This is a genomic window from Frankia sp. EI5c, from assembly GCF_001636565.1.
Taxonomy (GTDB): domain Bacteria; phylum Actinomycetota; class Actinomycetes; order Frankiales; family Frankiaceae; genus Parafrankia.
Genome location: NZ_LRTK01000113.1, coordinates 1 through 22,906, shown reverse-complemented (window position 1 = coordinate 22,906; position 22,906 = coordinate 1). Strand labels below are relative to the sequence as shown.

The following is a 22,906-nucleotide window of genomic DNA, read 5'->3' as shown; positions in this document are numbered from 1 at the left end:
GCGCGGGAGTGCCGATCGCGCGCCTGAAGGGCTCCTTGTGTCTCCTGCCGAAACGTCTTGACGACCACGGTGGCGCAGGGGCCGCAACCCCTGCGGGCGAAGGACACGCAAAGCNCTTCAGTCGCTGTCGGCGAATCCTCGCGGATCCGTGGCGCGGGGGTNGGCGACGGGTGTTGCGGGGCCTGTGGGTGCTCTGAAAGCCCTGGTAGCGCCGTTGCGGCGAGGTCTGCGGGCGGCCGGCGGCCCGGCCAGTCGCACTTCTGCGGGTGGTCGCCGGCCCGGGTGTCCGCGGGCGGGATCGGGACCGTCGAACGGGCGGGACGGTGGGGTCCCGGTGCCGGCCCGGGGGCGCCGCCGGCCGGGCCTCACGGCCGGCCCGACGGCCGGGATGTCCCGTCTGATCAGACGACTGTGTCACCCGAGGCCGGCTTGGTGCCGGGCTGTCGCCCGAGGTGCGGCTTGACATCCGGCTGTCATCCGCGGCCCGGCGCCGTACCGAGCTGTCATCCGCGGCCCGGCTTGGTACCGGGCTGTTATCCGAGGCCCGACGCCCGGGTATTTGCGGCGGTGTATCGGCGGTCCGCTCCGCTATCGGATGCCGGACAGGTGAGTCCGCCCGTTTACTGCCTGTCCATACTGACACGGCCGGAACCGGACGACCACGGACGGCGTCGGTGGGAGATACTTGGCGCATCGCGTCGTGGGGGGGTGCTGAATGCCGCGGGTCGGGCTGGAGCCGGTTGCGTTCCTGAGCTACGCGCACCTCGACGACGTCCAGGGCAGCCGTGTCACGAAGCTGCGGGTTGACCTGGAGCAGGAGCTCTACGAACGCTCCGGGCAGCACATCAAGATTTTCCAGGACCGCAGCGACATCAAAGCTGGCGACGTCTGGAGAACTACGCTCGAGACCGGGCTCAGTCAGGTGCTGTTCCTGCTGCCGGTGGTCTCCCCGGCATTCGTCGCCAGCGACGAGTGCCTTCGGGAGTTCACGCAGTTCCTGGCACTGGAACGGGCTGAGCGCAACAAGCGCGGCGCGCGCCGGCGGATCATACCCATCTACTGGGCCGAGATCGATCTGCCCGGGCTGCTCGCCGAGGCCGAGGAACGTAATGACACCCGGCGCGCCGAGATGCTCCGGGTCCTGGCGGATCGGCAGCACCACGATCTCAGGTTGCTGCGCAACCAGCGCCGCACCTCAGGGGCCTACGTTCGGGAGATCGGCCGGCTCGCGAAGATCATAAAAGACCTGTTGCCCGAGCCGCCGAGCCTGCGGAGCCGGTTGACGGCGAAGGCGGCAGCCGCGTTCGGCGGGCGCGGCCGGCGCGGTGCCGCGGCCGGCACCGTTCTCACGCTGGTCGTGCTTCTCATACTGCTCGCGCTGGGAGTTCTGCCTCCCGGGGGCGATGGTCGGCACGTCACGCCGATGGACGCGGCCGACAGCACCCCGTGCGGTGTGAGCACGTTGCTGCCGGTGCGCTCCCAGCAGCAGGCAGCCATCCCCGGAAAGATCCAGTGTGTCGGCATCCGCACTGATCTGCCCGGCACGTTCAGCCGGGCCGATACGCAGGCCGGTGGCACAGCGCCGCCGGCCGCGCCGGCCACGGACGGCCCGCTGACCAGCGCCGCCGAAGCGAGTACCGAGGCCGTCTGGCGGCAGATCGTCAACGAGAACAAGCGGGTGGCCCGGGAAAGCGGTGCGGACACCAGGTACCTGACGGTCGTGCTGGCCGGGCACCTCAGCACCGGCGAGTCGACGGATGCGGTGGACAACGTCGAGCTGCTGACCGCGCTGACCGCGATGCGCACGTTCAACGCCCGGCAGGACGGAGACCTGCGGATGCGGTTGTGGGCGGCGAATTTCGGCGGGGACGGGGAGTTCGCCCTCCNGTCCGCAACGAAGATCGCCGAGAAGGCCGCGGACAGTGGGCCCGTCATTGTCGTCGGACTCGGTCAGACCCGGGCCAACTCGGAGGAGGCGATCAAGAGAATCGGCCTGGTCGACGACGGCGGCCGGTTCGACGTCTTCTCCGGCGTCACGATGATCGCGGCAACCCAGTCCGGGACGGAGCTGACCGGGCAGCCGGGATACTTCAGGATCGGCGCCTCCGACGACCGGCAGGCCGAGATGGGCCTTTCCTGGACGCCGCTGGCCCAGCTCGGCCGGGTCGTGCCCTTCATCGTCTACGACCAGGCGGATGCCTGGGGCCTGAGCATGTTCAACGCCTACTCCCACAAGCTGGCCAGCCCGGAATACAGGTCCCGCTTTTCCGGCACACCGTTCGACAGCCTCATCAAGGACCGGGTGATCGCCTACTCGACGAGTAAGGACCCCGGCGAAAGTCGGCCGCTGACGAAGGCCCTGGTCAACTCGCGGGAGCAGATCTGTTCGGACAACCCGGTGGAGAACGGGCAGGAGGTCGTCGGCGCACCGCGGCTGATCATCTTTGCCGGCCGCGCGGAGGATCTCCCCGGGTTGCTCGACCATCTCATGACGCTGCCCGTTGAATGTCGCCGGAACATCCACGTACTGGGCGGGGACGCACTCGCCGACCTGCGCGACGAGCAGGCCTGGGACAGCGTCCGGAGATTCCTGGAACGAGATTCGGACAGCCGGCCGAAGCTGCTGTTCTCGGTTTTCGGCCCCGAAGACCAGAAATCCGCGTCGGTGCTGCGTGACGCCGGGCTCATCGCCGACTTCACCCCGGCGGAGAAGGAGTTCTCCGCGGTCCGCGACCTGTTGCCGAAGATGGACCGGGACGAGTTCGCGACCTTCCCGGACTCGGCGGCCTGGGCCCTGTACGACGCGGTCAGCCTCGCGGGTGAGGTCGCCGAACGCGTGGAGGCCTGCCAGACGCATCCTTCGGCCGATGACGGGTGCGCGGATCTGAAGGCCGAAGCCGACCGCGTCCGCGGGAAGGCCCGGGAGCATCCGGAGCGCTTCGACGGCTTCGATCTCTACGCGGGACTCGTCGAGGTCTACCAGGGCCGGCGGGACTTTCTGGGGATCACCGGGCGCCTGCATCCCGAAGCCCCCGACTCCCCGCGCACGCCTTCCCCGGAGGGAGAGGCAGGAGCGGGGATGGACCCGACCGAGAAGCTGATGCTGGTCTACGAGCTCTCGGCGACGACGTCGAATCCGCGCCTCACGTTCAGCTGCGCTATCCCGGCATCGAGGGCCGGCGCGCCGGTGAGCACCCGCTGCGACGACCGGGATCTGCGCACGGGGGCGCCCTGACCGCGGTCCGGAGTCGCCGGGCCCGGAGCCGTCAGTCCTCGTCCTGGGGGGCGAACCGGGCCAGCGCGGCCACCGACGGCACCAGGTAGTAGGCGCCGCTCACCGGTGCGGTGTAGCGGGTGAGCGCGTCGCGCAGACCGTCCTCGGTGGCACCGGCCATCCGGCGCAGCATGATGTCCAGGATCCGCTGCTCGCGACTGAAACCGACGAACATCGTCCCGTGCTCGGTGACGGTGCCGTAGGCGGTGTTCCGGCGGAAGATCTTCAGTTCCTCGCCGTCCTCCTCCACCACCGTCCGCGAGACGTGCGAGGTCGCCGGCATGACATCCTCGTCGAGCTCGACGCTGTCCGCCCTGGTCCGCCCGATGACCCGTTCCTGCTCGTCGACGGCGAGGGCCTGGAAGCTGTCCGAGTCGTGCCGCCACCGCTGGAACAGCAGCACGCTGGCACCGGCGCCCGGGCCGTCCCCGACCACGGCGACACCCGGCGCCACCAGGAGCGACGGGTTCTCCGTGCCGTCGATGAAACCGGTCAGGTCGCGGTCGTGCTCGTACACCCAGCCGGTGACCTCGCTGGCCACGGAGGCGACGCCGGTGAGGGCCGCGATGACGTTGCGACTGTTGTTGAACACTATGGTGCGGTCGCCGCCGGCGATCCACGCCCAGGCGTCGCGCTGGGTGGCCGGCATCTGGAAGCCGTCGGCCCCGATGATCGGCTCGGTGAAGCTCCGCACGCCGGCGGGCGTGTCGTCCGGCGCGACCTGCGCCCACAGTTCCGGCCGGAAGCCGACGACGAGGTTCACCCCGCCGCCGGTCGACAGCGGGCCGGTCAAGCTCGCGACCGCCTTGACGAGGTCGGCGGCGGAGGCGCCCGGCTGGAGCGAGAACTCCAGATAGCAGTGCTCCGGAGCCCCGAGCCCAAAGATCCCCGGTTGCGTCACCCGCCGCCGTCCTTCCCGACCTGTGCGACCGACTTCCTGACCTGTCCGAGCTGTCCGAGCTGTCCGACCCGTCCGAGTCTGGGCATGCGCCTGGGCGCGCGCCGTGCCAGAGATTACACAGGCGCCAGACCCGGACAGGCCGTTTCCCAGCACCAGCCGGCCCCCGGCCCGCCTTACTCGGATGCGCCGGCCGGCGGCGGCTCCGGCTCGGGCTCAGGTGGCGGCGGTGGCGTGGTCTCGGGTGGCGGTGGTGGCGTCGTCGGGTCGTCCCCAGGCGGGCCGTCCGTAGACGGGCCGGGGTCCGGGCCGGGGCTGTCCACCGTGGCGTGGTCCTCCGCGGAGGAGGTGCCGGCCGCGTTCGTCGCCTGGATGGTGATCCCGTAGGTCTCACCGGGCTGGCCGGTCACGCTGAACGAGGTGCCGGGGTCGCTGGTGCTGCCGCCGTCCGTGACCTGGCCGTCCGGGCCGGTGCGGAGGACCCGGTAGCTCTCGACGTGGGTGTTCGACGGGAGCGTCCAGGACCAGGTGATCTGGGTCGCGACGACCGAGCGGGTGATGTCGACCGGGTCCGGGGCGGTGCAGCCCATGCCGGTGACCGGGTCCGAGACCGCCTTGCCGGCCGGGCCCGTCGCGGTGACGGTGACCGAGAACAGGCGGCAGTCCTGGGTGCTGAAGTGGATCCGGTCGGCCGCCGGCTGCACGCTGTAGCCGCCAGCTCCGCCCTCGGCCGGGTAGGACCAGTCGTAGGTGACCGATCCGTCCGACACCGGGTGGTCGACGGCGACATCGAAGCCGAAGCCGTCGACGTTCTCCACCCTGAGAACCGGTGCTGGGAAGTCACACGGCTGGTCCGCCCGCGGGTCGAGCGTGTACGGGGCGGACGGGGTGGTGGTCCCGCTGGCGGCGTGGGCGGTCAGGGTCACGGTGAACGGCTCGCACGAGCCGTGCGGGATCACGTCGAACGACGTCGCGGAGACCGCCTTCACCTCGACGCTCTTCTCGGTGGCGGCGAGCTCGAAGCGGGTCGTGGGCGCGCCGCCCGTCCCGGCCTTCGCTGTCACCCGCCAGCGGCCGTCGGCGGCGGTCACCGTCATCGTCGGGACGCCCGGTGCGCCGTCACCGACGATCGTGACCGGCTGGCTGGCGCGGCTGGTGTTCCCGGCCTCGTCGGTCACGGTCACCGACACGGTGAACGTGCTCCCCGGCGCTGCGGACTCGTAGACGTGGGTGACGCTCGCCGCGGCGCCCGGGCCGCCGGTCGTGGTGCCGTCACCGAAGTCGAAGGAGTACCCGGTGATCGGCGCGGCAGCCGCCGTGGACGTCGACGCGTCCGCGGTGACCCGCAGCGGTGTCTCGCCGCTGGCCGGAGTGACGGCCAGGCGCGCGATGAGCAGGTCGTCGGGAACCGGGGCCGGCGCGTCCGTGGCCGGGGGGCCCGTGCCGTCACCGGGGGAGGGCGCGGCGGCGCGGTCGACCGTGATGCGCACGGCGGGCGCGGCCTGCCGGCCGTCCGCGAGGACCGCGTGCGCGACGACCAGGTAGTCGCCGGGCTGTGACCACGCGTGGCTGGTCTGCCCTCCGCTGCCGGTGGTCCCGTCGCCGAAGGACCAGGTCGCCCCCGCGACGCGGGTGCCGTCGCGGGCCGCGAGCCGAAGTGTCACCGACCGGCCGATGCCCACCCGGACCGCGGACACCTGGATTGTGACCTCGGGGTTGGTGACCGGCGGGGTGTCCTGTGTGGTCTTCGCCCGGGTGATCTGTGGTGACGGCTGGGCGGCCGGCACCGGAGCGGCGTCCGGCCCGGTGCCGGTGTCGCCGGTGTCGCCGTCACCGGCGCCGCTGTCGCCGTGCCCCGCCGGGCCGGTGGTGACCCCGGCGCCCGGTCGATCCGGGTTGTACTTCTCGATCACCCGGATCGCGCCGTCCAGGTGGATCGCGCCGGCGCGGAAGCTGGACGGGTCGTTGAAGAAGATGAACGGTCCCTGCGCGACCAGCTCGAACCGGGTGCCGGCGGGCAGCACCTGCGGCCGGGCGACGACCCGGCGCGCCGCGACGTCGAGGACGATGACCTGCCCGGCGGTGAAGTCGGGGATGAACACCCGGCCGGCCGCCTCCCGCGGCTGCCCGAGCTCGTGCCCGGCCGCGGCGAGGTCGACCACGGTGTCGCAGCTGCCCGCCGTCAGGTCGCTGATCACCAGCGTCCCGCTGCGGCCACTGGCGGCGTACACCTCTGGCCTGGCCACGCCGCCCACGACGACGACCGAGCTGTCGGACGGCGGGGCGTCCAGGCAGGTGCCGGCGGCTGGCGCGCCGTTCTCGCCGAGGGGCCGCACCGTGCGCCCCGCCCGGTCGACGACCGCGGGCCGGCCGCCCACCAGCACCAACTGGCTTCCGCCCGCGGCGGCGGCGGGCGTGCTGGCCTTGCCGCCGCGCGCGTCGAGCCGGACGATGTCGCCACTGCCGGGGTCGAACAGCCAGAGCCGGCCGGCGCTGTCGGTGACCGCCCCGCCGGCCGTGCCCGTCGCGACCGTCTGCAGGCCGCGGGCCTGCAGGGTGTCCGGGTCGGTGGTGGTGACCAGGCCCGATTCGCCGTCGACGACGAAGGCCGCCGCGGCGGTCGGGTACACCCGCAGCTGGCGGCGGGCCGAACCGAACCGGACCGGCTCGCCCGGCTGGAACGTCGCGCCGTCGACCCGCAGCACACTGCCGGCCGTGCTGTTGACCACGTAGGCGTCCGGCCCGGACTGGGTGGCCGACAGCTCACCGCTCCCGACCGCGACCCTCGTCACGACCTGGGACGACGCGCCGTCGACGAGTGCGGCCTGGCCGGTCGAGGACGACACCAGCCAGGCCGCGCCGTCCTCGACCGCCAGCTGCCGCACCGACAGGCCGTCCGACCGGGTGACGAGCACCAGGCCGCCGGCCAGCAGCGCGAGCGCGACCACGCCCCGCAGGGCGTACACCGGGCGCAAGCCGCTCCGGCGGAAGCCGCTCGGGCGGAACCGGCCGAGGCGGGATCCATCCGGGCCGAATCTGTTCGGATGGCGCATCGCGCGGGTACCCCCCACCTTCGCCGTCACCTCTTCACCTGCCGTGCCGTCGGGAGCAGAGGTCGTGGGTCGACCGCCGCGCGGGCCCGGGCCGCGTACCCGCGCCAGCGCGCCCCGGGCCGGTGGCCGAGGCTGCGGCTTGCCAGCCCGGTGAGCTCCCAGATGCGGCGGGCGTCGTCCTCGCCCGGCTCGGCGGCGGCGAACAGCGCCTTCGTGACCGGCGGTGCCAGCATCCCGAGCTGTGGGGCCGCGGCCGCGCACCCGGGCAGGTCGCGGGCTCGTCCGGCGACCTCCCGCGGGGTGAGCGTCGCCGCCGCGGGCAGGCCGTGTTCGGACAGCCGGTCGCTGATCTCCCGCCAGGCCGCCGCGATCCGGGTGGCTGGCGTCCCGGCCCGTCGCCGCCGTCGGCGTCGGCGCGCCTTCTCCAGCGGAACCAGCAGCAGGAGCGGCAACGGAAGGGCGAGCACCGCCGCGGCGTAGCCGAGCCAGCCGCGGCCCTCCTCGCCGCCGCCGCCGGTGGGCGCGCCGCTCGGGTCGAGCTGGGGGACGAGCACGGGAGTGACGACGTCCACGGTCTGGTCCTGCTGGGCCGCGTCGCCCGCGGTGGTGTTGTCGACGGGCGGCAGGGTGAGGCCGAGCCGGCTGAGGTCGGTGGGCTCGAACGGGACCCAGCCGATCCCCTCCAGGGCGACCTCCGGCCAGGCGTGTGCCTGCCTGGTCGTCACGCGGTACGCCCCGGTGCCGTCGGTGCCCTGCTGATCGAGCAGGTAGCCGACCGCGATCCGGGTCGGGAAGCCCTGGGTGCGCGCGAGCACCGCGAACGCGGCCGCGTGCTGCTCGGCGTAGCCGCGCCGGTTCTCGTCGGCGGCGCCGGCAGCTGTGCCGCCCGCGGTCGTGCCGCCCGCGGTCGTGCCGTCCGCGGTCGTGCCGTCCGCGGGATCGTCGGACGTGCCGAGCAGGCGGGCGACCGCGCCGTAGGAGTGGCCTGGCCGGGCGTTCGCGTCGTAGGGGAAGCGCACCGGGTCACGCAGGTGGCGTTCCAGCGCGAGCAGTTTGTCGTAGGGCGTGGCGGCCGAACCCATCACCTCGTCGGCGAGGCGCACCAGCTCCGGGTCCAGCCCGGGAGGCAGGGCCGCGGCGCGGTCCGTCGCGGGCCCGGACGCGGCGCGGGCCAGCCGGAGGTCCTCCGCGCCGGGCGCGGCGATCTCGGCGCGCAGCCGGTAGCCCTCGCCGGTGCGCGGGATGGCGGCCGCCGCGATCGCGCCCGACTCGGCCTGGACGGAAACGGCCAGGCCCCGCAGCCCGACCGGCACGCCGGCGGCCGGCAGCAGCGGGTCGTCCCAGTCGTCGAGGGTCACGTCGAGGCCCAGCTCGGTGGTGGCGGCGGTGACGGCCGGCCCGTCCTGGGGCAGGGTGTTGCCGGCGCGCACGAACCCGCCGTCGTCCCGCCAGCCAGCCCCGTCGAAGTCACCGAGGGCGGCGATCCGCAGGCGGTCGACGGGCAGTTGGCCGGTGCTGGACGACACATGCGCGGTGAACAGCGACCGTGGCGGGTCCGTCCGCAGCTCGACCTGCACCTGGGCCAGCGGGTCGAGCAGCGCCGAGGTGTCGACCGGCGGCTGTCGGTGCTCCCGCGGGTCGAACCGGGCCGTGTCGTCGGTGAGCGGGAGGACGCTCGCGCCCAGGGTGGCGACCGCGGCGGCGCCGGCGACGAGCGGCAGCCCGAGGGCCAGCGACCCGGCGGCGGCCGCGCTGCCGGCGGTGTGGGACGTCCGAAGCAGCACCAGCAGCAGCGCGGTGCCGGTGAAGCAGCCCGTGAGCAGCAGCTGGGAGTGCCCGCCGGCCGCGGTCAGCACCAGCGTGAGGAGCACCGCGAGTACCGCCGGCAGGAGTGGGAGCAGCGCGGTCTCGGTGCGCAGGGCCAGCGTGACCGCGGCGAAGGTCGCCACCCACAGCAGCAGCGACGGGATGACGAGCAGCTCGGCGGTCGGGTCGGCTGGCAGGCCGACGGTGAGCAGATCCGCCCAGCCGGCATGCAGCGCGTCGACGAACGCGGCCGGGAGGTCGGCGCCGCGGGAGCCGAACAGGGCGAGCGGCGCGTACAGCAGCCATCCACCGGCGGCTGCCAGGACAACCGCGTCGATCTTCCGTAACCGGGCGGCCGCGGCCACGGCCACGGCGCCGGAGACCAGCACCGACCCGCCGAGCGGCAGCAGGAAGCCGGCACCCGCGAAGAAGCCGCGGTAGCCCGCCGCCACCTGCGCCATCAGCAGCAGGACCAGGGCGGCCTGCACGTTGCGCCGCGCGGAGGTGCGGCTTCCGGCCGAGATCTGCCCGCCGGGCTGGGTGGGCCCGGTGGGCACGGGTGGCCCGCCGGCCGGCGGGCGCTCGGCGGGAAGCGGCTCCACCAGCGCATCCGCCGTGACCGGCCAGGCGCGGCGCGGCGGGCCCGGACGCGGATCGGGCTGGCTGGGCGCACGCAGGGTCATCGCGTCGGAGAACTCCGCCGGTTCCGGCGGCCGGCTCCCGGCGCCGCGGCCACCCGGCTCCTCGGCGGAGGCCGGAAACGGGTGGATCACCGGGCCACCCTCGTGTTCCAGGCCGCGGCGAAGTCGTCGCAGGTCCGCACGTTCAGCACCAGCGCGCCGCGGACGGCCGGCCCGGGCCGGCCCGGCTGCCCGCTCACCTGGATCAGGCTCACCATCGCGAAGCGCGGGCGCACCGTCGAGACCGCGGCCGTCGCTGCCGCGGACGCCTGCCCGGTGACGACACCGAGCGTCACCCCGCTGTCCCGCGGCACCATTCCGGTCAGCGCGGGCAGCCCCGGGTCCCGTTCGTGGGCGACGACCCCGGCGAGCAGGTCGAGGATCCCCACCGTCAGCGCGCCGCCGTGGTCCGCGACCGCATGGTCGCCGCCGGTCGTGCGGACCTCGGCGGGGAAGCCGTGCGTCACCGCGGCGGCGGCCAGCGAGGCGGCGATGCGCACCGCGTCCTCGAAGCGGCCGTCCCCGTAGGGCGCCGCGCTGGTGTCGAGCACGATCATCATGCGCGGTTCGCGCGGCACCACGTTGTGCCGGACCATCAGCCGGCCGGTGCGGGCGGTGGACCGCCAGTGGACGAGTCGCAGGTCGTCGCCCCGCACGTAGTCGCGCAGGCTGTGGAAGGCCACCCCGCCCTGCTGCGCGGTGACGGACGTCGGTCCGTCCAGGTCGGGGGAGCCGCCGGTCGGCAGCGGGAGAACCGGCAGCAGCCGCGGATGCACCCGCAGCACCGACCGGGTCTCGAACCCGCGCCGCACATGCATCAGGCGCAGCGGGTCGGAGTGCCCGATGGTCAGCGGCCCGACCTGGAAGACGCCACGGCGGGTCGTCGGCAGCGCGTACTCCGCCTCGTGCCGGCCACCCGGCGGCAGGCTCGCCACCGCGACCCCGACCTGCCGGCCGTCCACCATCTCGCCGGCGACGATCGGCGGCGATCGGCGGCGCGCCGTGTTGGTCACCACCAGAACGCCGGTGGCCGGATCACCCTCGGCGACCCGGTCCGGCCGGATCCGCCGCTCGACGACCACATCGGGTCGGGCCAGCATCCACCCGGCCGCCGCCACGACCACCGCCGTCGCGCCCAGCCCGAGAACGACGAGCTCGGGGTAGTCGAGCAGCGTGCCCGCGACGAGAAGGACGCCCGCGGCCACGATCATCGCCGCGCCGGACCTCGTGATCACCGGGTGGCCACCCGCTGGTTCGGAACGGGAACCGACGCGACGGTCTCACCGAGCAGGTCGGCGGGACGGATACCGGAGATCTCCGCCTCGGGGCGCAGCAGCACCCGGTGGGCGAGCACGTACGGGGCGAGCTCCTTGACGTCGTCCGGGGTCACGTACGTCCGGCCGTCGGCCGCCGCGTAGGCCTGGGCGGCGGCGGCCAGTGCCAGCGCGCCGCGGGTGCTGACCCCGAGGCGCACCTCGGGACGCCGCCGGGTCGCCGAGACGAGGGTGACGATGTAGCCCAGCAGCTGCGCGGAGAGGTGCACCCGGCCGGCGATCCTGATCATCCGCTCGACGTCGGCGGTGGTCAGCACGGGCGTGACCGCCGCCGCGGACTGGCCGGCACGCCGGTTCGCCAGCACCTCCACCTCGGCGGCGTGGTCGGGGTAGCCGATCGTCAGCCGCATCATGAAACGGTCGATCTGCGCCTCGGGCAGGTCATACGTGCCACCGTGCTCGACCGGGTTCTGGGTGGCGATGACGAGGAACGGGCTGGGCACCGCGACGGCGTGCCCGTCCACCGTGACCTGCTGCTCCGCCATCACCTCCAGCAGCGCCGACTGCGTCTTCGGCGAGGCGCGGTTCACCTCGTCGGCGAGGATGACGTTGCCGAAGATCGCGCCCGGCTGGAACTCGAAGGCTCTCGTGCCGTCGTTCCACACGGTCACCCCGGTGACGTCGGTGGGCAGCAGGTCCGGGGTGAACTGGATGCGGCGCATGGTGCCGGCGACCGAGTTCGCCACCGCCTTGGCGAGTGAGGTCTTCCCCGTCCCGGGAACGTCGTCGATCAGCACATGGCCCTCGGCGGCCATGCACNCCGCGACGAGGCGCACGATCTCGGTCTTGCCGCGGATCAGCGTCTCGACATTGCGGACGAGCGTCGCGCACCGCTCGGCGAACCACGCCGCCTCGGCCGGATCCAGCAGAGATGCCGTCATTGGTCTTCCCCCCACATCAGGTGCCCGGTGCGTCGGCCTGGGGCCGGTGTCTCCGGGGCAGGTCAGGCGGCCAGCGCTATCACCAGCGCCACCAGCAGTCCGAGGGCACCGAGCAGCCCGGCCGCGACGACGGCCGTCCGGTAGCCGAGCCGGTGGTACTCGGTGTCGCCCCCGGTGCGGACCAGCAGCCGCGGCTCCTCGCCGACGACCCGCTGTAGCGCCGCCTGGCCGGCGACCGGCCCGCCCGCCGGTGAGGGCGGCTGACCGGCCGGCGAGCGCGGCTGACCGGCTGGCGGCGGCCCGTGCGGCCGCGGTGCCGGTGCGCTGGGCCGCTGCCACTGGACGGGTGGTGCCTGCGGCGGCGGCAGCGGTGTCCGGGTCGGGCGTGGAACACGCACGGTCCGGTCGAGCCGCCCCGCCGCCGGTGAGTCACCGGCAGGAGCCACCGGCGGCGGGCCGCCCGTGGTCGCCGTGATCACCGGTCCCGCCGCGCCACCGGTGGCGAGAGCCCGGATCTCGTCGTCCAGGTCCAGCACGAGGCCCGCGCGGTCCAGCCAGTCGGGGCCCAGCGAGTCGGCGGCGGCCCGCGCCAGCGCGGCCGAGAAGTCCCGCGCCGTCCGGTACCGGTTGTCGGGGTGCTTGCCCAGTGCCCGCAGCACGACGGCGCCGAGGGGGGCGGGTGCCCCGAGCAGCGGCTGCGGTGCCTCGTCGAGATGGCTGCGGCGCAGCCCCTCGTGGGACTGCCCGTCCGTCGACACCGCCCGGAACGGCGGCCGGCCGGCCAGCAGCTCGTAGAGAATCACACCGAGCGCGTAAAGGTCGGTGGCCGGCGTGAGCGGCGCGGCCAGGAACTGTTCCGGTGCCATGTACCGCGGAGTGCCGATCGCCGTCATCGTCTGTAATGCCGCGCCGGCGTATTCGCGCGCTATTCCGAAATCGGCGACCTTCAGCCGGCCGTCGTCGGTGAACAGCACGTTCGCCGGTTTGATGTCCCGGTGCAGCACGCCCTGGCTGTGGGCGTAGCCGAGTGCGGCGGCCGTGGCCAGGCCCACGGCGCAGACCTCCGCGGTGACCAGCCCGCGCAGGGCGCGCCCGCGCAGGGTGCCGCCGCCGAGGAGCTCCATGACGATCAACGCGACGTCGCCGCGGCGGATATAGTCGTAGACCCGGACGATGTGCGGATGCTCGACCCTGGCCAGGGTGAGCGCCTCGGCGCGGGCGCCGTCACCATGGCTGTCCACGCCGTGGACAACTTTGATCGCCACCTCGCGGTTCAGTCTGTCGCGACCCGACAGCACCACACCGAAAGCACCATGGCCGATCTCGCCGCCCACCTCATATCCCGGTAACGCGGCCCTGACTGTGTCGTGCCTGTCGGTCAAGAAGTCGCCCCCCCGGGCATGATGCGCCGCAACCCCGAATTCCCGCCGATTGAACACTTTAGCTTCTCGGAATCCGCCGTGTCCCGTGCGCGGGGGGTCGGTGTCCGGATGCCGACCGGTGGCGGGCGCCCTGCCCGCGGCCTGGGCGGCCGGCGAACGGCACCGCCGCCACCTCGCCTTTGACTCGCACCGGGGCCGCGAACGGGCAGGGTGCCGGCGAGCCGGCGGCCGGTGCGCGCACATCCCGAAATCAGGCGGGGAACCACCCGGCCGACGAGGTGTGCGGCCGGCGCCGCGCGCTGACAATAGGGCGGCCGCGGCCGCCGCGGCGGGCCGCGAACAGCGGGCGTGGATATGTCGGCGGCGCGGAGAAATCCGGCGAACACAGCGCTGCCCGGCGGAATTCGGGCGGCCGCTTCCGGCGCGGGGAGGACTGCGATGGCCCGGACCGGAAGCCGCACCGGAGGCCGGGGCGGGTCTACGCCCGCGACCGCCGGCGGCAGCGGGACCGTCCTGCTCACACTGTGCGCCGGGCAGTTCCTGATGACCCTGGACAGCTCGGTCATGAACGTGTCGATCGCGACGGTCTCCGCGGATGTCGGAACCACGGTGAGCGGTATCCAGACCGCCATCACCTTCTACACGCTGGTCATGGCCGCGTTCATGATCACCGGGGGGCGGCTCGGGCGGATGTTCGGCCAGAAGCGGGTGTTCGCCCTCGGCTGCGTCGTCTACGGCTGTGGGTCGCTGACGACCGCGCTCTCCGGGAACCTGGCGATGCTCACGCTGGGCTGGTCCGTCCTGGAAGGAGTCGGAGCCGCGCTGATCATGCCGGCGATCGTCGCGCTCGTCGCGGCCAACTTCGCGTCGTCCGACCGCCCGCGCGCCTACGGCCTCGTCGCCGCGGCCGGCGCGATCGCGGTCGCGACCGGCCCGCTCGTGGGCGGCCTGTTCACGACCTATCTGTCCTGGCGCTGGGTGTTCGCCGGGGAGGTGCTGGTCGTGCTGGTCATCCTGACCCTGACCCGCCGGATGGCGGATGGTGCCGGCGCTTCGGCCGAGGGGCGCGGGTCGCGCCGTTCCGGGCCCCGGACCGCGGGTGGTGACGGCCTCGATCCCGTCGGGACCGTTCTGTCCGCGCTGGGGCTCGGTCTGGTGGTGTACGGCGTGCTGCAGGCGGGGACGTGGGGTCTCGTCCGGCCCAAGGCGGCCGCTCCCGTCTGGCTCGGGCTGTCGCCGGCCTGCTGGCTGATCTTCGCCGGGCTGGTCGCGCTCCGCCTGTTCCTGTGGTGGGAGGGCCGCCGGACCGCGCGCGGGCAGGCCGCCCTGCTCGACCCCGCGATGCTGCGGAACCGGGAGCTGCGAGGTGGGCTCACCTCGTTCTTCTTCCAGTACCTCCTGCAGGCCGGGCTGTTCTTCGTCGTGCCGCTCTTCCTGTCGGTGTCGCTGGGGCTGTCGGCGGTGGAGACCGGAGTGTGGCTGCTGCCGCTGTCCGTGACGTTGCTGGCCGCGGCCGTCGGGATCCCCCGGCTGTTCCCGCACGCCTCACCGCGCCGCGTCGTGCGCCGCGGCTTTCTCGTGCTTCTGGTGGGGATCGCGGCGCTGATCGCGGCGCTCGATCTGGGCGCCGGCCCGCAGATCGTGGTCGGGCCCCTGCTGCTGGCCGGTGTCGGTGTCGGCGCGCTGGCCTCCCAACTGGGCAGCGTCACCGTCTCGGCGGTGCCGGACGAACAGAGCGCCGAGGTCGGAGGCGTGCAGAACACGGTGACGAACCTGGGGGCGTCGATCGGCACCGCCGTGGCCGGCACAGTGCTCATCGCCAGCCTGACCACCTCGTTTCTCACCGGTGTGCGCGACAACCCCGCCGCGCCGCCGGATCTCGCCGCAAAGGCCACGGTGACGCTCGCGGACGGGGCGCCGTTCCTCTCGGACCGGGATCTGCGGTCCCAGCTGACCGCGGCCGGTGTGCCCGCGGGAACCGTCGACGTGATCGTCGATGAGAACGCCGAGGCCCGGGTCACCGCGCTGCGCGCGGCACTGGCCGTCCTGGCCGTCTTCGCGCTGCTCGCGACGCTGTTCACGCGCCGGATCCCGCAGCGGCAACCGTCAGGGGCGCCGGTGCCCCCTTCGGGTGACCGGCGACGCGCCGACAGGAACCCGCGCTGACCTGGTGGTTCGCCACCGATCTCCGGAGCGCCGCGCAAGTGGGGCGTTACCTGCGGTGAATCCGGGCATACCGGGCGACGCCCGTGCACAGCGGCCACACCACGAGGAGCTCGCCTATGAATGACGGATCCACGCTTGACGCGCTCTCCGACATCGACGGGATGGATTCCGATCTCGCCGTCCTGGCGATCCTGGCCGGTGCCGCGGTCGTCGGCTACCTGGTCTCCCTGGTTCTGCACCGGGTCCTGCGCCGGATAGGCCGGCACTCGGAGATCATCCGCGACCTGGCGGTGCGCGGCCGGCGGCCGACCCGGTTCGTGTTCGTCATCATGGCCCTGCTCACCGCCGCGAACGCGGCCGCGGAACAGCCGTGGACGGCCCCCACCGTCCGGGTGCTCGGCCTGGCGCTGATCGCGGGCATCGCCTGGCTGATCGGCGTGCTCGCCTTCGTGGTGGAGGACCTGGCCCTCTCCCGCTATCGGATGGACATCGCCGACAACCGGCACGCCCGCCGGATCCGCACCCAGGTGACCCTGCTGCGCCGGATCACCGTCCTGGTCATCGCGCTGATCGCGATCGCGTCGATGCTGATGACGTTTCCCAGCGTCCGCGTCGCCGGGGCCAGCATCGTCGCCTCCGCCGGCGTGGTCGGCATCATCGCCGGCCTGGCCGCGCAGACGTCGCTCGCGAACGTTTTCGCCGGCCTGCAGCTCGCGTTCACCGACGCCATCCGGGTGGACGACGTCGTCGTGGTCGAGGAGGAATGGGGCCGCATCGAGGAGATCACCCTCACCTACGTCGTCGTGCACATCTGGGACGACCGCCGGATGATCCTGCCCTCGACCTATTTCACGACGAACCCCTTCCAGAACTGGACCCGCCGCGAGTCGGCCGTCCTGGGCGCGGTGGAGTTCGACCTGGACTGGGCGGTTCCCATCGGCGAGATGCGCGCGGAAATGCACCGGATCGTGGAGAACACCGAGCTGTGGGACGGCCGGGTGAGCGTGCTCCAGGTGACCGACGCCGTCGGGGACAACGTGCGGATCCGGGTTCTCGTGAGCGGTAAGGACGGGCCGACCACGTTCGACCTGCGCTGCCACGTTCGGGAGGCGCTGGTCGACTGGCTGCGCCGGCGGCACGCGCTCGCCCTGCCGCGTACCCGGGTCGAGTTCGACCGCCTCGGCGCCGAGTTCGGCACCAGCGACGGCCACAGCATCAGCCGCAGTGCCGGCCGCAGTGCCGACAACGGCTACGGCAACGGCACCAGCAGTGGCCAAGGCGGCAGGACGGATTCGAAGGACCCCGTGCGTATGGAGAAGGATCAGCCGGATCTTCTCTCCGACGCCCGCCTGTTCACCGGCAGCGCCGAGGCGGAGGAGCGCTCACGCGCCTTCAGCGAGACCGGCGAGAGCAGCGAGACCGGCGAGAATGCGGTAGCCACCCTGCCGACCCAGGACGCCATGGAAGCCCCTACCGGCAGGTGCGGGAACACCGCACGCGAGGACGGCGCCGAGGAGCGTGAGGACCTGGGGCGCCGGACAATCCGAACCCGCTGACAGTACTGTGCGATACTGGCATTGTGGACGAGGTGCGACAGGCCGACCATATATTTTTGTTTGTTCTGTTGTCGGCGAACATCGCCACCCGGGGGCCGCTGGCACGGTTTGTGCGTCGGCGGAAGGGTGACCGTGCCGCGAAGAGGGTGCTCGACACCGCCGGGGTCGTCTACGGGCTCGCGGTGACCGTGTGGTTCTCGGTCTCCTGGGGCTTTCTCTGGTGGGGCGCCGGAATCGGCGCGGGGATGCTGGTCCTGTCGCTGGGGACGTGGCTGTACGGGCGGTACACCGAGCAGCGCCTCCGCCCCGTCGAGCCGCCCGTCGAGCCGCCCGTCGAGCTGTCGGCCACCGCCACGCCTGCCGATCAGGTCTGACCGCTGGTCGGGCCTGACCGCCGATCAGGCCCGACCAGCGGGGTGCGGCGCCGTGTGCGGGGGAGTGGTGCCGGGTAGCCCCGTGTCGGGGGTATTGATGTCGAGCCGGCTGACCTGTCTCGGACCGCAGATCGTCGTGCCCGAACCGAACGCGGCCGTCGTCGACCTGCTCGGCCTGCTGCGTCGGCGGACGGGGATGGACCTGGCCTGGCTCGGCCGCTTCGACGGTCGGGTACTGGTGTTGCAGGCGCTCAACGGCAACCCCCACCGTTTCAGGCTGTCCCGCGGGTGCAGCGTGCGGTACGAGGAGGGCCTGTTCTCGCGGGTGCTGACCGGCACGCTGCCCCCGCTGATCCCGGACACCCACCGGGACCGGCGCACCGCCGCGCTGGCACCGGTCCACGAGCTCGGGGTGGGCGCCTACGCGGCGACACCGGTCTGCGATGCCACCGGGGCCACCTACGGCCTGCTCGGCTGCCTGAGCCGGGAGCCNCGGCCGTCTCTCGGTGACCGGGACGCCCGCCTGCTGCGGCTGCTGGCGGAGTTCCTCACCGACTACGTCAGCGACCTGCGCAAGATGTGGGAGATCCGCAGCCGGATCTGGAGCGGCGTCCAGGACATGATCGACGAGGGCGGTCCGCAGATCGCCTACCAGCCCGTCGTCGACCTGCGAACCGGGCGGGTCGTCGCCGTCGAGGCGCTGTCCCGGCTGCCGGGCTCGCCCCGCCGCCCCGCGTCGCTGTTCACCGAGGCGGCGGATGTCGGCCTCGGCCCGGAGCTGGAGATCGCCGCGATCCAGCGGGCCCTGGCCGTGCTGCCCGATCTTCCCGTCGGCGTGCGCCTCGCGGTGAACGCGTCACCGTCCACCGTGACGAGCGGGCTGGTCGGAGTCCTGCTGCGGACCGGGGTGGCGGAGCGGATCGCCGTCGAGATCACCGAGAACGAGTACATCGGCGACGACGGCGACCTGACCGCGGCGATCAGCACCCTGCGCGGCAACGACGTCCGGATCGTCGTCGACGACATGGGAACCTGCTACGCCGGGCTCCAGCTCGTGCTGCACCTGCGGCCGGATGTGATCAAGCTGGACCGTTTCATCGTCCGGGGGCTGCCCGACCCGGCGCACCAGGCCGTCGTCGCCGGTGTCACCACCATCGCCCGGGCGATCGGCAGCCATGTCGTGGCGGAGGGGATCGAGACAGCCACCGAGCTCGCCGCGGCGCGGGAGGCGACCATCGACTACGGCCAGGGCTTCCTGCTGGGCCACCCCACCGCGGACATCCACGCCGCCTGCCTGCCGATCAGTCTGGAGCAGCCGGCGATGTCGGTGGGCGAGATGTCGGTGGGCGAGCTGCCGGTGGGCGGCCCCCGCTGACGGCCGGGCGGCGGGCGTCGATCCAGGCGTCGACCACGGCCCAGTTCATGGTCAGCCAGTCCGCGCGCCGGGCGCCCGCGGTGGGTAGCTCGTCGGCCGGGAACCACCACCAGCGCACCTCCATCCGCGTCGGCAGGGGCAGCGCCCGCCAGAGCAGACCCGGGGTGACCAGGTGGTCGAGGCCCGTGTGGGCGACCACGACCATCCCGGCCACCGTGCCGGCGTCCAGTGCGGCGAGCAGGCCGGCGGGCCGCGGTGGGAGGACGTGGGTGAGCTCCTCGGCGACCTGGGCCCGCCCGCGCTGACCGCGGCGCCGCAGGCCGGCGATCACGCGGCGGCGGCGGCGCTGGGTGAAGTTCGCGCCCTCCGGGAAGATGAGCAGCGCGTCCCGTCCGTCCAGCCGCGCGGCGAGCGCGTTGACCCGGGCCACCGCGGTCGCGTCGGCGCCGTCGGCTCGCAGGAAGCAGGCGCCGAGCCGGCCGAGCAGGATGTCGATCGCCGGGTCGAGCTGCAGGCTGGCCAGCAGGACGACCCGCGGCGTGCGCCGGTAGCGGTTGGCCAGCAGGTCGACGAGCGCGAACGAGTCCCCGGCGCCGGCATGCCGACTGGCGACGAGCACCGGGCGGCCGCCGCAGTCGAACGTCCCCGGGGGCGGCTCGTGCACGGTGCGGCGGAAGCGCACCAGCCGCCCGGCCGCCGCGACGAGCAGCCGCAGCAGGCCGCGCAGCAGCGCGAGATGGGCCCGCTCCCACCGCGTCCGCAGCAGTGGCCGCACCAGCCACAGCCCGAACCCGGCGACGATCACGGCCGCCTCGGCGGCGAGGTAGATCGCGGCGAGGGCGGCGATCCGGCTCAGCCGCAGCCGGCGGTCGGCCGGCGCGCCGGCCAGCCCCAGCACCGTCACCGCGGCGCCGAGGACGACCCCGGCCACCGCGAGCGGGAGGAACAGCGGGTCGATGATCAGGCGGCGGGCGGCCCGGGGCGGCACTCTCACCCGGGTCCGCCCGCCCCGCTGGCCGGCGCGCCCGCCGCGATTCGTTCGAGGTACGCGGCGGTCGCCTGACGGGCACCCTCGATGCGGCGGCGCATCCCGGACGCCGACCGGTAGCGCAGACCGAGCAGCGGCGCACCGTTTCCGTCACCGACCGGCAGGACGTGCACCGTCACTCCCNGGGGCAGGTTGGCCATCGCGTCGGCGAAACCGCGCCGCCGGGCGATCTCGAAGGCGACGAGCCCCGCCTCCCAGGGCCAGCGGCCCGGCCGCAGCGGCCGCTCGATCCGGCCGACGTGCAGCACGTACACCGTCCGCGCGCCGAGGTCGACCGCCCGGCCCACCGGAGTGCTGTCGATGAGGCCGCCGTCGACGTAGTGCTCGTCACCGATCCGTACCGGCGGGAGCAGCGCGGGCACGGCGCAGGACGCGAGGACCGCCTCGACCAGCGGCCCGTCGCCGAACCAGTGCGCCGCCGCGCGTTCGATACTCGCGGCCACACACTGGAAGCGCACCGGTAGTTCTTCGAAGGTGCTGGCGAGCTGGGCCTGCAGCATCCGCCGCAGCGGGGCGTTCGAATGCAGGTAGCCGTGCTGGACGACGGTCGCCAGCCGCTTCGCCGGGCCGCCCGCGAACACCTCCGAACTGCCGAGCTCGGACCACAGCTCGGTCAGCCGCTCGATGGCCGCGACGGTCGGGTCGGCGGCGACGGCGGCCCCGTTGATGGCCCCGACCGACGTCCCGACGACCAGGTCGGGGTGGCGGCCGGCTTCCAGCAGCGCGCCGAGCATGCCGACCTCGGCGGCGCCGAGCATGCCGCCGCCACCGAGCACGAAGGCGACCGGGCCATCCGCCGACGCCGACGCCGACGCCTCCGTCGACGCCAGTTCCGACGCTGGAACCGCTGACACCGGCGGAACTGTCGTCACGCGAACCTGCCAGGCGTGATCGACCGGTCGGGGTCCCGTGCCTCCGGCATCGTCTCTCCTCGTGCCCGCCGCGGTGACGTTTCCGTCCGGGCTTCAGTTCCCGCCGCGCCGGTGCTGAACCTCCCGGGCGACCCCGACCCGGGCGATGAACACGCGGGTGACCGAATCGAGGCGTGACGGCGTGACGGCGTGACGGAGGGCTGAGAAGGGCTGAGAAGGGCGGAGGAGAAGGCGCGTCGCTGGCGGATCGCCGTGCCGCGAGCGACGATTGGGTGGAAATGGTCCGAATCCCGCCTGGTGGTGAGAACGGATGTCACCGGAAGCCGGCTCGCCGGGGTATGTCGACGTCCGCAACGTGGGGCCGGAGACGGGTGTCAGCCGAAGATCTCCTGGAGCAGCCCGTATGACCACGCACATTCCAGCCCCCGCCGAACCGGAGCGGCCGGTCCCAGCCGTCGGTGGCGTCGTCGCCGGCGCGGATGACGAGCGATTCTGCGATCTGCCCACCGGTATCCGGCTGTGCTACCGCATCGACGGCCCCGGCGAGGCGGGCGGCCCGGACAGCGCGGTGCCGGTGCTGCTGATCGCCGGGCTCAGCCTCGACCTGACCTCCTGGCCGTCGTCCCTGGTGGCGGGCCTGGTGGCCAGTGGGCGGCAGGTGATCCGGTTCGACAACCGCGAGGTCGGCCGAACGACCTTCCGCGCCGCGCCGCCACCCCCGCCCGGCCGGGCCCGGCTGGTGCTGGCCCGCCCCCGCCCCGACGCCTACGACCTCACCGCCATGGCCGAGGACGCGGTGGGACTCCTCGACCACCTGGGCGTCGCCCGGGCGCACGTCGTCGGCATGTCGATGGGCGGCATGATCGCGCAGTCGTTGGCGGCCGCCCACGGGGCGCGCGTCGCCACGCTGACCTCGATCTTCTCGAACACGGGTACCCCTGGGGTAGGGCAGCCGGCCCGGTCGACGCTGCGACTGATGGCGAAGCGCCCGCCCCGCGACCGCGCGGAGTACGTGGCCCGGCACCTGGCGCTGCTCGCGCACATCGGCTCCACCACCTTTCCGCCGGATGCGGCGGCCGAAGCCGACTGGGCGGCAGGCAGTTGGGACCGGGGCCCCGGGCCGCGGGGGCACGAGGGGATCGCCCGGCAGATCGGCGCGATCCAGGCCTCGGGTGACCGCACGGCCTCGCTTGCCGCCGTCACCGCGCCGACCCTCGTCATCCACGGCGACGCCGATCTGATGGTTCATCCCAGCGGCGGCCGGGCCACCGCGGCCGCGATCGCCGGGGCGCGGCACGTCGAGATCCCGGGCCTGCGGCACCACCTCGCGCCGGGCGTCGTCGACCAGCTCGTCGAGCTCGTCACCGGCCACCTCGGGAGCGGCGAGCGGGCCCCGGCCGGGCCGTCGCACGGAGCCGGCCGAGTGCCGGGCTGAGGCAGCGGCCCCCGCGGGCGGAGCACTTCCGGGCCGGCCGGTCCGCCGGGGGCCGATACAGTGGCTGGCACTCAGCCAGGTTGAGTGCCAGCCGCTGGTGTGACGGATGCCCGGGTCTCCCGGGCGGGCCGTCGTTGTCAGGCACTTCGCCGGCGGCTGGCACTCCCTGGCGCAGGCCTGGCCCTCCGGGAGGACGCACCACGCATGGCGAAGATGATCGCGTTTGACGAGAAGGCACGGCGCGGGCTGGAGCGCGGCATGAACCGGCTGGCCGACGCTGTCAAGGTCACGCTCGGCCCCAAGGGTCGCAACGTTGTCCTGGAGAAGAAGTGGGGCGTACCCACGATCACCAACGACGGCGTGAGCATCGCCAAGGAGATCGAGCTCGAGGACCCGTACGAGAAGATCGGCGCGGAACTCGTCAAGGAAGTCGCGAAGAAGACCAACGACGTCGCNGGTGACGGCACCACCACCGCGACGATCCTGGCCCAGGCGCTGGTGCGCGAGGGCCTGCGCAACGTCGCCGCCGGCGCGAACCCGCTGGCGTTGAAGAAGGGCATCGAGGCCGCCGTCGAACGGGTCTCCGAGGAGCTCATCAGCGTCGCCAAGGACGTGGAGACCAAGGAGCAGATCGCCTCCACCGCCTCCATCTCCGCCGGGGACCAGGCCATCGGCGCCATGATCGCCGAGGCGATGGACAAGGTCGGCAAGGAAGGCGTCATCACCGTCGAGGAGAGCAACACCTTCGGGCTGGAGCTTGAGCTCACCGAGG

The 22,906-nt window shown here is 73.4% G+C and carries 13 protein-coding genes and 5 pseudogenes; 9 read left to right on the top strand and 9 right to left on the bottom strand.

Annotated features, from left to right (window positions below; genetic code table 11):
- Positions 1-715: 715 nt before the first annotated feature.
- A pseudogene (locus tag UG55_RS43785) lies at positions 716-1,886 on the top strand (toll/interleukin-1 receptor domain-containing protein); the annotation flags it as partial.
- A gap of 1,380 nt (positions 1,887-3,266) precedes the next feature.
- Here the strand turns inward: UG55_RS43785 and UG55_RS25405 are convergent.
- From UG55_RS25405 to UG55_RS25380, 7 genes and pseudogenes are all read right to left on the bottom strand, one after another.
- The gene (locus tag UG55_RS25405) at positions 3,267-4,175 is read right to left on the bottom strand and encodes a Dyp-type peroxidase (protein ID WP_066074147.1); all 909 of its coding nucleotides are present in this window, start codon (positions 4,173-4,175) and stop codon (positions 3,267-3,269) included.
- A gap of 173 nt (positions 4,176-4,348) precedes the next feature.
- Positions 4,349-7,255 carry a PKD domain-containing protein gene (locus UG55_RS25400; RefSeq protein WP_066074144.1) on the bottom strand — a complete coding sequence of 969 codons (2,907 nt, stop codon included), beginning with the start codon at positions 7,253-7,255 and terminating at the stop codon, positions 4,349-4,351.
- Positions 7,252-9,804 (bottom strand): transglutaminase domain-containing protein, encoded by a 2,553-nt coding sequence (locus tag UG55_RS25395; RefSeq protein WP_083987193.1) that lies wholly within the window; start codon positions 9,802-9,804, stop codon positions 7,252-7,254. Before UG55_RS25395 ends, UG55_RS25400 begins: the two co-directional genes overlap by 4 nt.
- Positions 9,801-10,946: a DUF58 domain-containing protein gene (locus UG55_RS25390; RefSeq protein WP_066074141.1), complete on the bottom strand. Its 1,146-nt coding sequence runs from the start codon at positions 10,944-10,946 to the stop codon at positions 9,801-9,803. The genes UG55_RS25395 and UG55_RS25390 overlap by 4 nt, the downstream gene beginning before the upstream one ends.
- A pseudogene (locus UG55_RS25385) lies at positions 10,943-11,804 on the bottom strand (AAA family ATPase); the annotation flags it as partial. The pseudogene UG55_RS25385 and the gene UG55_RS25390, both read right to left, overlap by 4 nt.
- A gap of 1 nt (position 11,805) precedes the next feature.
- Positions 11,806-11,926: pseudogene (locus tag UG55_RS43780) on the bottom strand (ATPase); the annotation flags it as partial.
- A 62-nt stretch (positions 11,927-11,988) separates the two neighbouring features.
- Positions 11,989-13,260, bottom strand: coding sequence for a serine/threonine-protein kinase (locus UG55_RS25380; RefSeq protein ID WP_066074136.1), 1,272 nt, complete (start codon positions 13,258-13,260; stop codon positions 11,989-11,991).
- Positions 13,261-13,746: 486 nt separating this feature from the next.
- Between UG55_RS25380 and UG55_RS25375 the strand changes: the two genes are divergently transcribed.
- The 5 genes and pseudogenes from UG55_RS25375 to UG55_RS25360 form a co-directional block, all read left to right on the top strand.
- On the top strand, positions 13,747-15,474 hold the full coding sequence (locus UG55_RS25375; RefSeq protein ID WP_066074133.1) for an MFS transporter: 1,728 nt from the start codon (positions 13,747-13,749) through the stop codon (positions 15,472-15,474).
- Between the two features lie 116 nt (positions 15,475-15,590).
- A complete protein-coding gene (locus tag UG55_RS25370) occupies positions 15,591-17,030 on the top strand; it encodes a mechanosensitive ion channel family protein (protein WP_083987191.1) in 1,440 nt (479 codons plus the stop codon).
- Between the two features lie 23 nt (positions 17,031-17,053).
- Positions 17,054-17,404 (top strand): hypothetical protein, encoded by a 351-nt coding sequence (locus UG55_RS29690; protein WP_199865265.1) that lies wholly within the window; start codon positions 17,054-17,056, stop codon positions 17,402-17,404.
- 97 nt (positions 17,405-17,501) lie between these two features.
- Positions 17,502-17,896, top strand: a pseudogene (locus tag UG55_RS48255) (diguanylate phosphodiesterase); the annotation flags it as partial.
- A gap of 1 nt (position 17,897) precedes the next feature.
- Positions 17,898-18,779: EAL domain-containing protein (locus UG55_RS25360; RefSeq protein WP_242425100.1), on the top strand; the 882-nt coding region annotated here is incomplete at its 5' end.
- Here the strand turns inward: UG55_RS25360 and UG55_RS25355 are convergent.
- Together UG55_RS25355 and UG55_RS25350 are read right to left on the bottom strand one after the other, a co-directional pair.
- Positions 18,706-19,773: a 1-acyl-sn-glycerol-3-phosphate acyltransferase gene (locus UG55_RS25355; protein ID WP_066074124.1), complete on the bottom strand. Its 1,068-nt coding sequence runs from the start codon at positions 19,771-19,773 to the stop codon at positions 18,706-18,708. The two genes, UG55_RS25360 and UG55_RS25355, sit on opposite strands and share 74 nt — an antisense overlap.
- 178 nt (positions 19,774-19,951) lie before the next feature.
- Positions 19,952-20,585 (bottom strand): patatin-like phospholipase family protein (locus tag UG55_RS25350; protein ID WP_242425101.1); only part of this gene is annotated, 634 nt, incomplete at its 3' end.
- 517 nt (positions 20,586-21,102) lie between these two features.
- On the opposite strand from UG55_RS25350, the gene UG55_RS25345 reads away from it, so the two are divergent.
- From UG55_RS25345 to UG55_RS43760, 3 genes and pseudogenes are all read left to right on the top strand, one after another.
- Positions 21,103-22,134, top strand: coding sequence for an alpha/beta fold hydrolase (locus tag UG55_RS25345; protein WP_083987190.1), 1,032 nt, complete (start codon positions 21,103-21,105; stop codon positions 22,132-22,134).
- A gap of 204 nt (positions 22,135-22,338) precedes the next feature.
- Positions 22,339-22,589, top strand: a pseudogene (locus UG55_RS43765) (TCP-1/cpn60 chaperonin family protein); the annotation flags it as partial.
- A 1-nt stretch (position 22,590) separates the two neighbouring features.
- Positions 22,591-22,906: TCP-1/cpn60 chaperonin family protein (locus UG55_RS43760; protein WP_304440452.1), on the top strand; the 316-nt coding region annotated here is incomplete at both ends.

Bases quoted from the DNA above. Each gene is read 5' to 3' on its own strand.
- UG55_RS25375 (WP_066074133.1), top strand. From the start codon at position 13,747: ATGGCCCGGACCGGAAGCCGCACCGGAGGCCGGGGCGGGTCTACGCCC.
- UG55_RS25370 (WP_083987191.1), top strand. From the start codon at position 15,591: ATGAATGACGGATCCACGCTTGACGCGCTCTCCGACATCGACGGGATG.
- UG55_RS25345 (WP_083987190.1), top strand. From the start codon at position 21,103: ATGACCACGCACATTCCAGCCCCCGCCGAACCGGAGCGGCCGGTCCCA.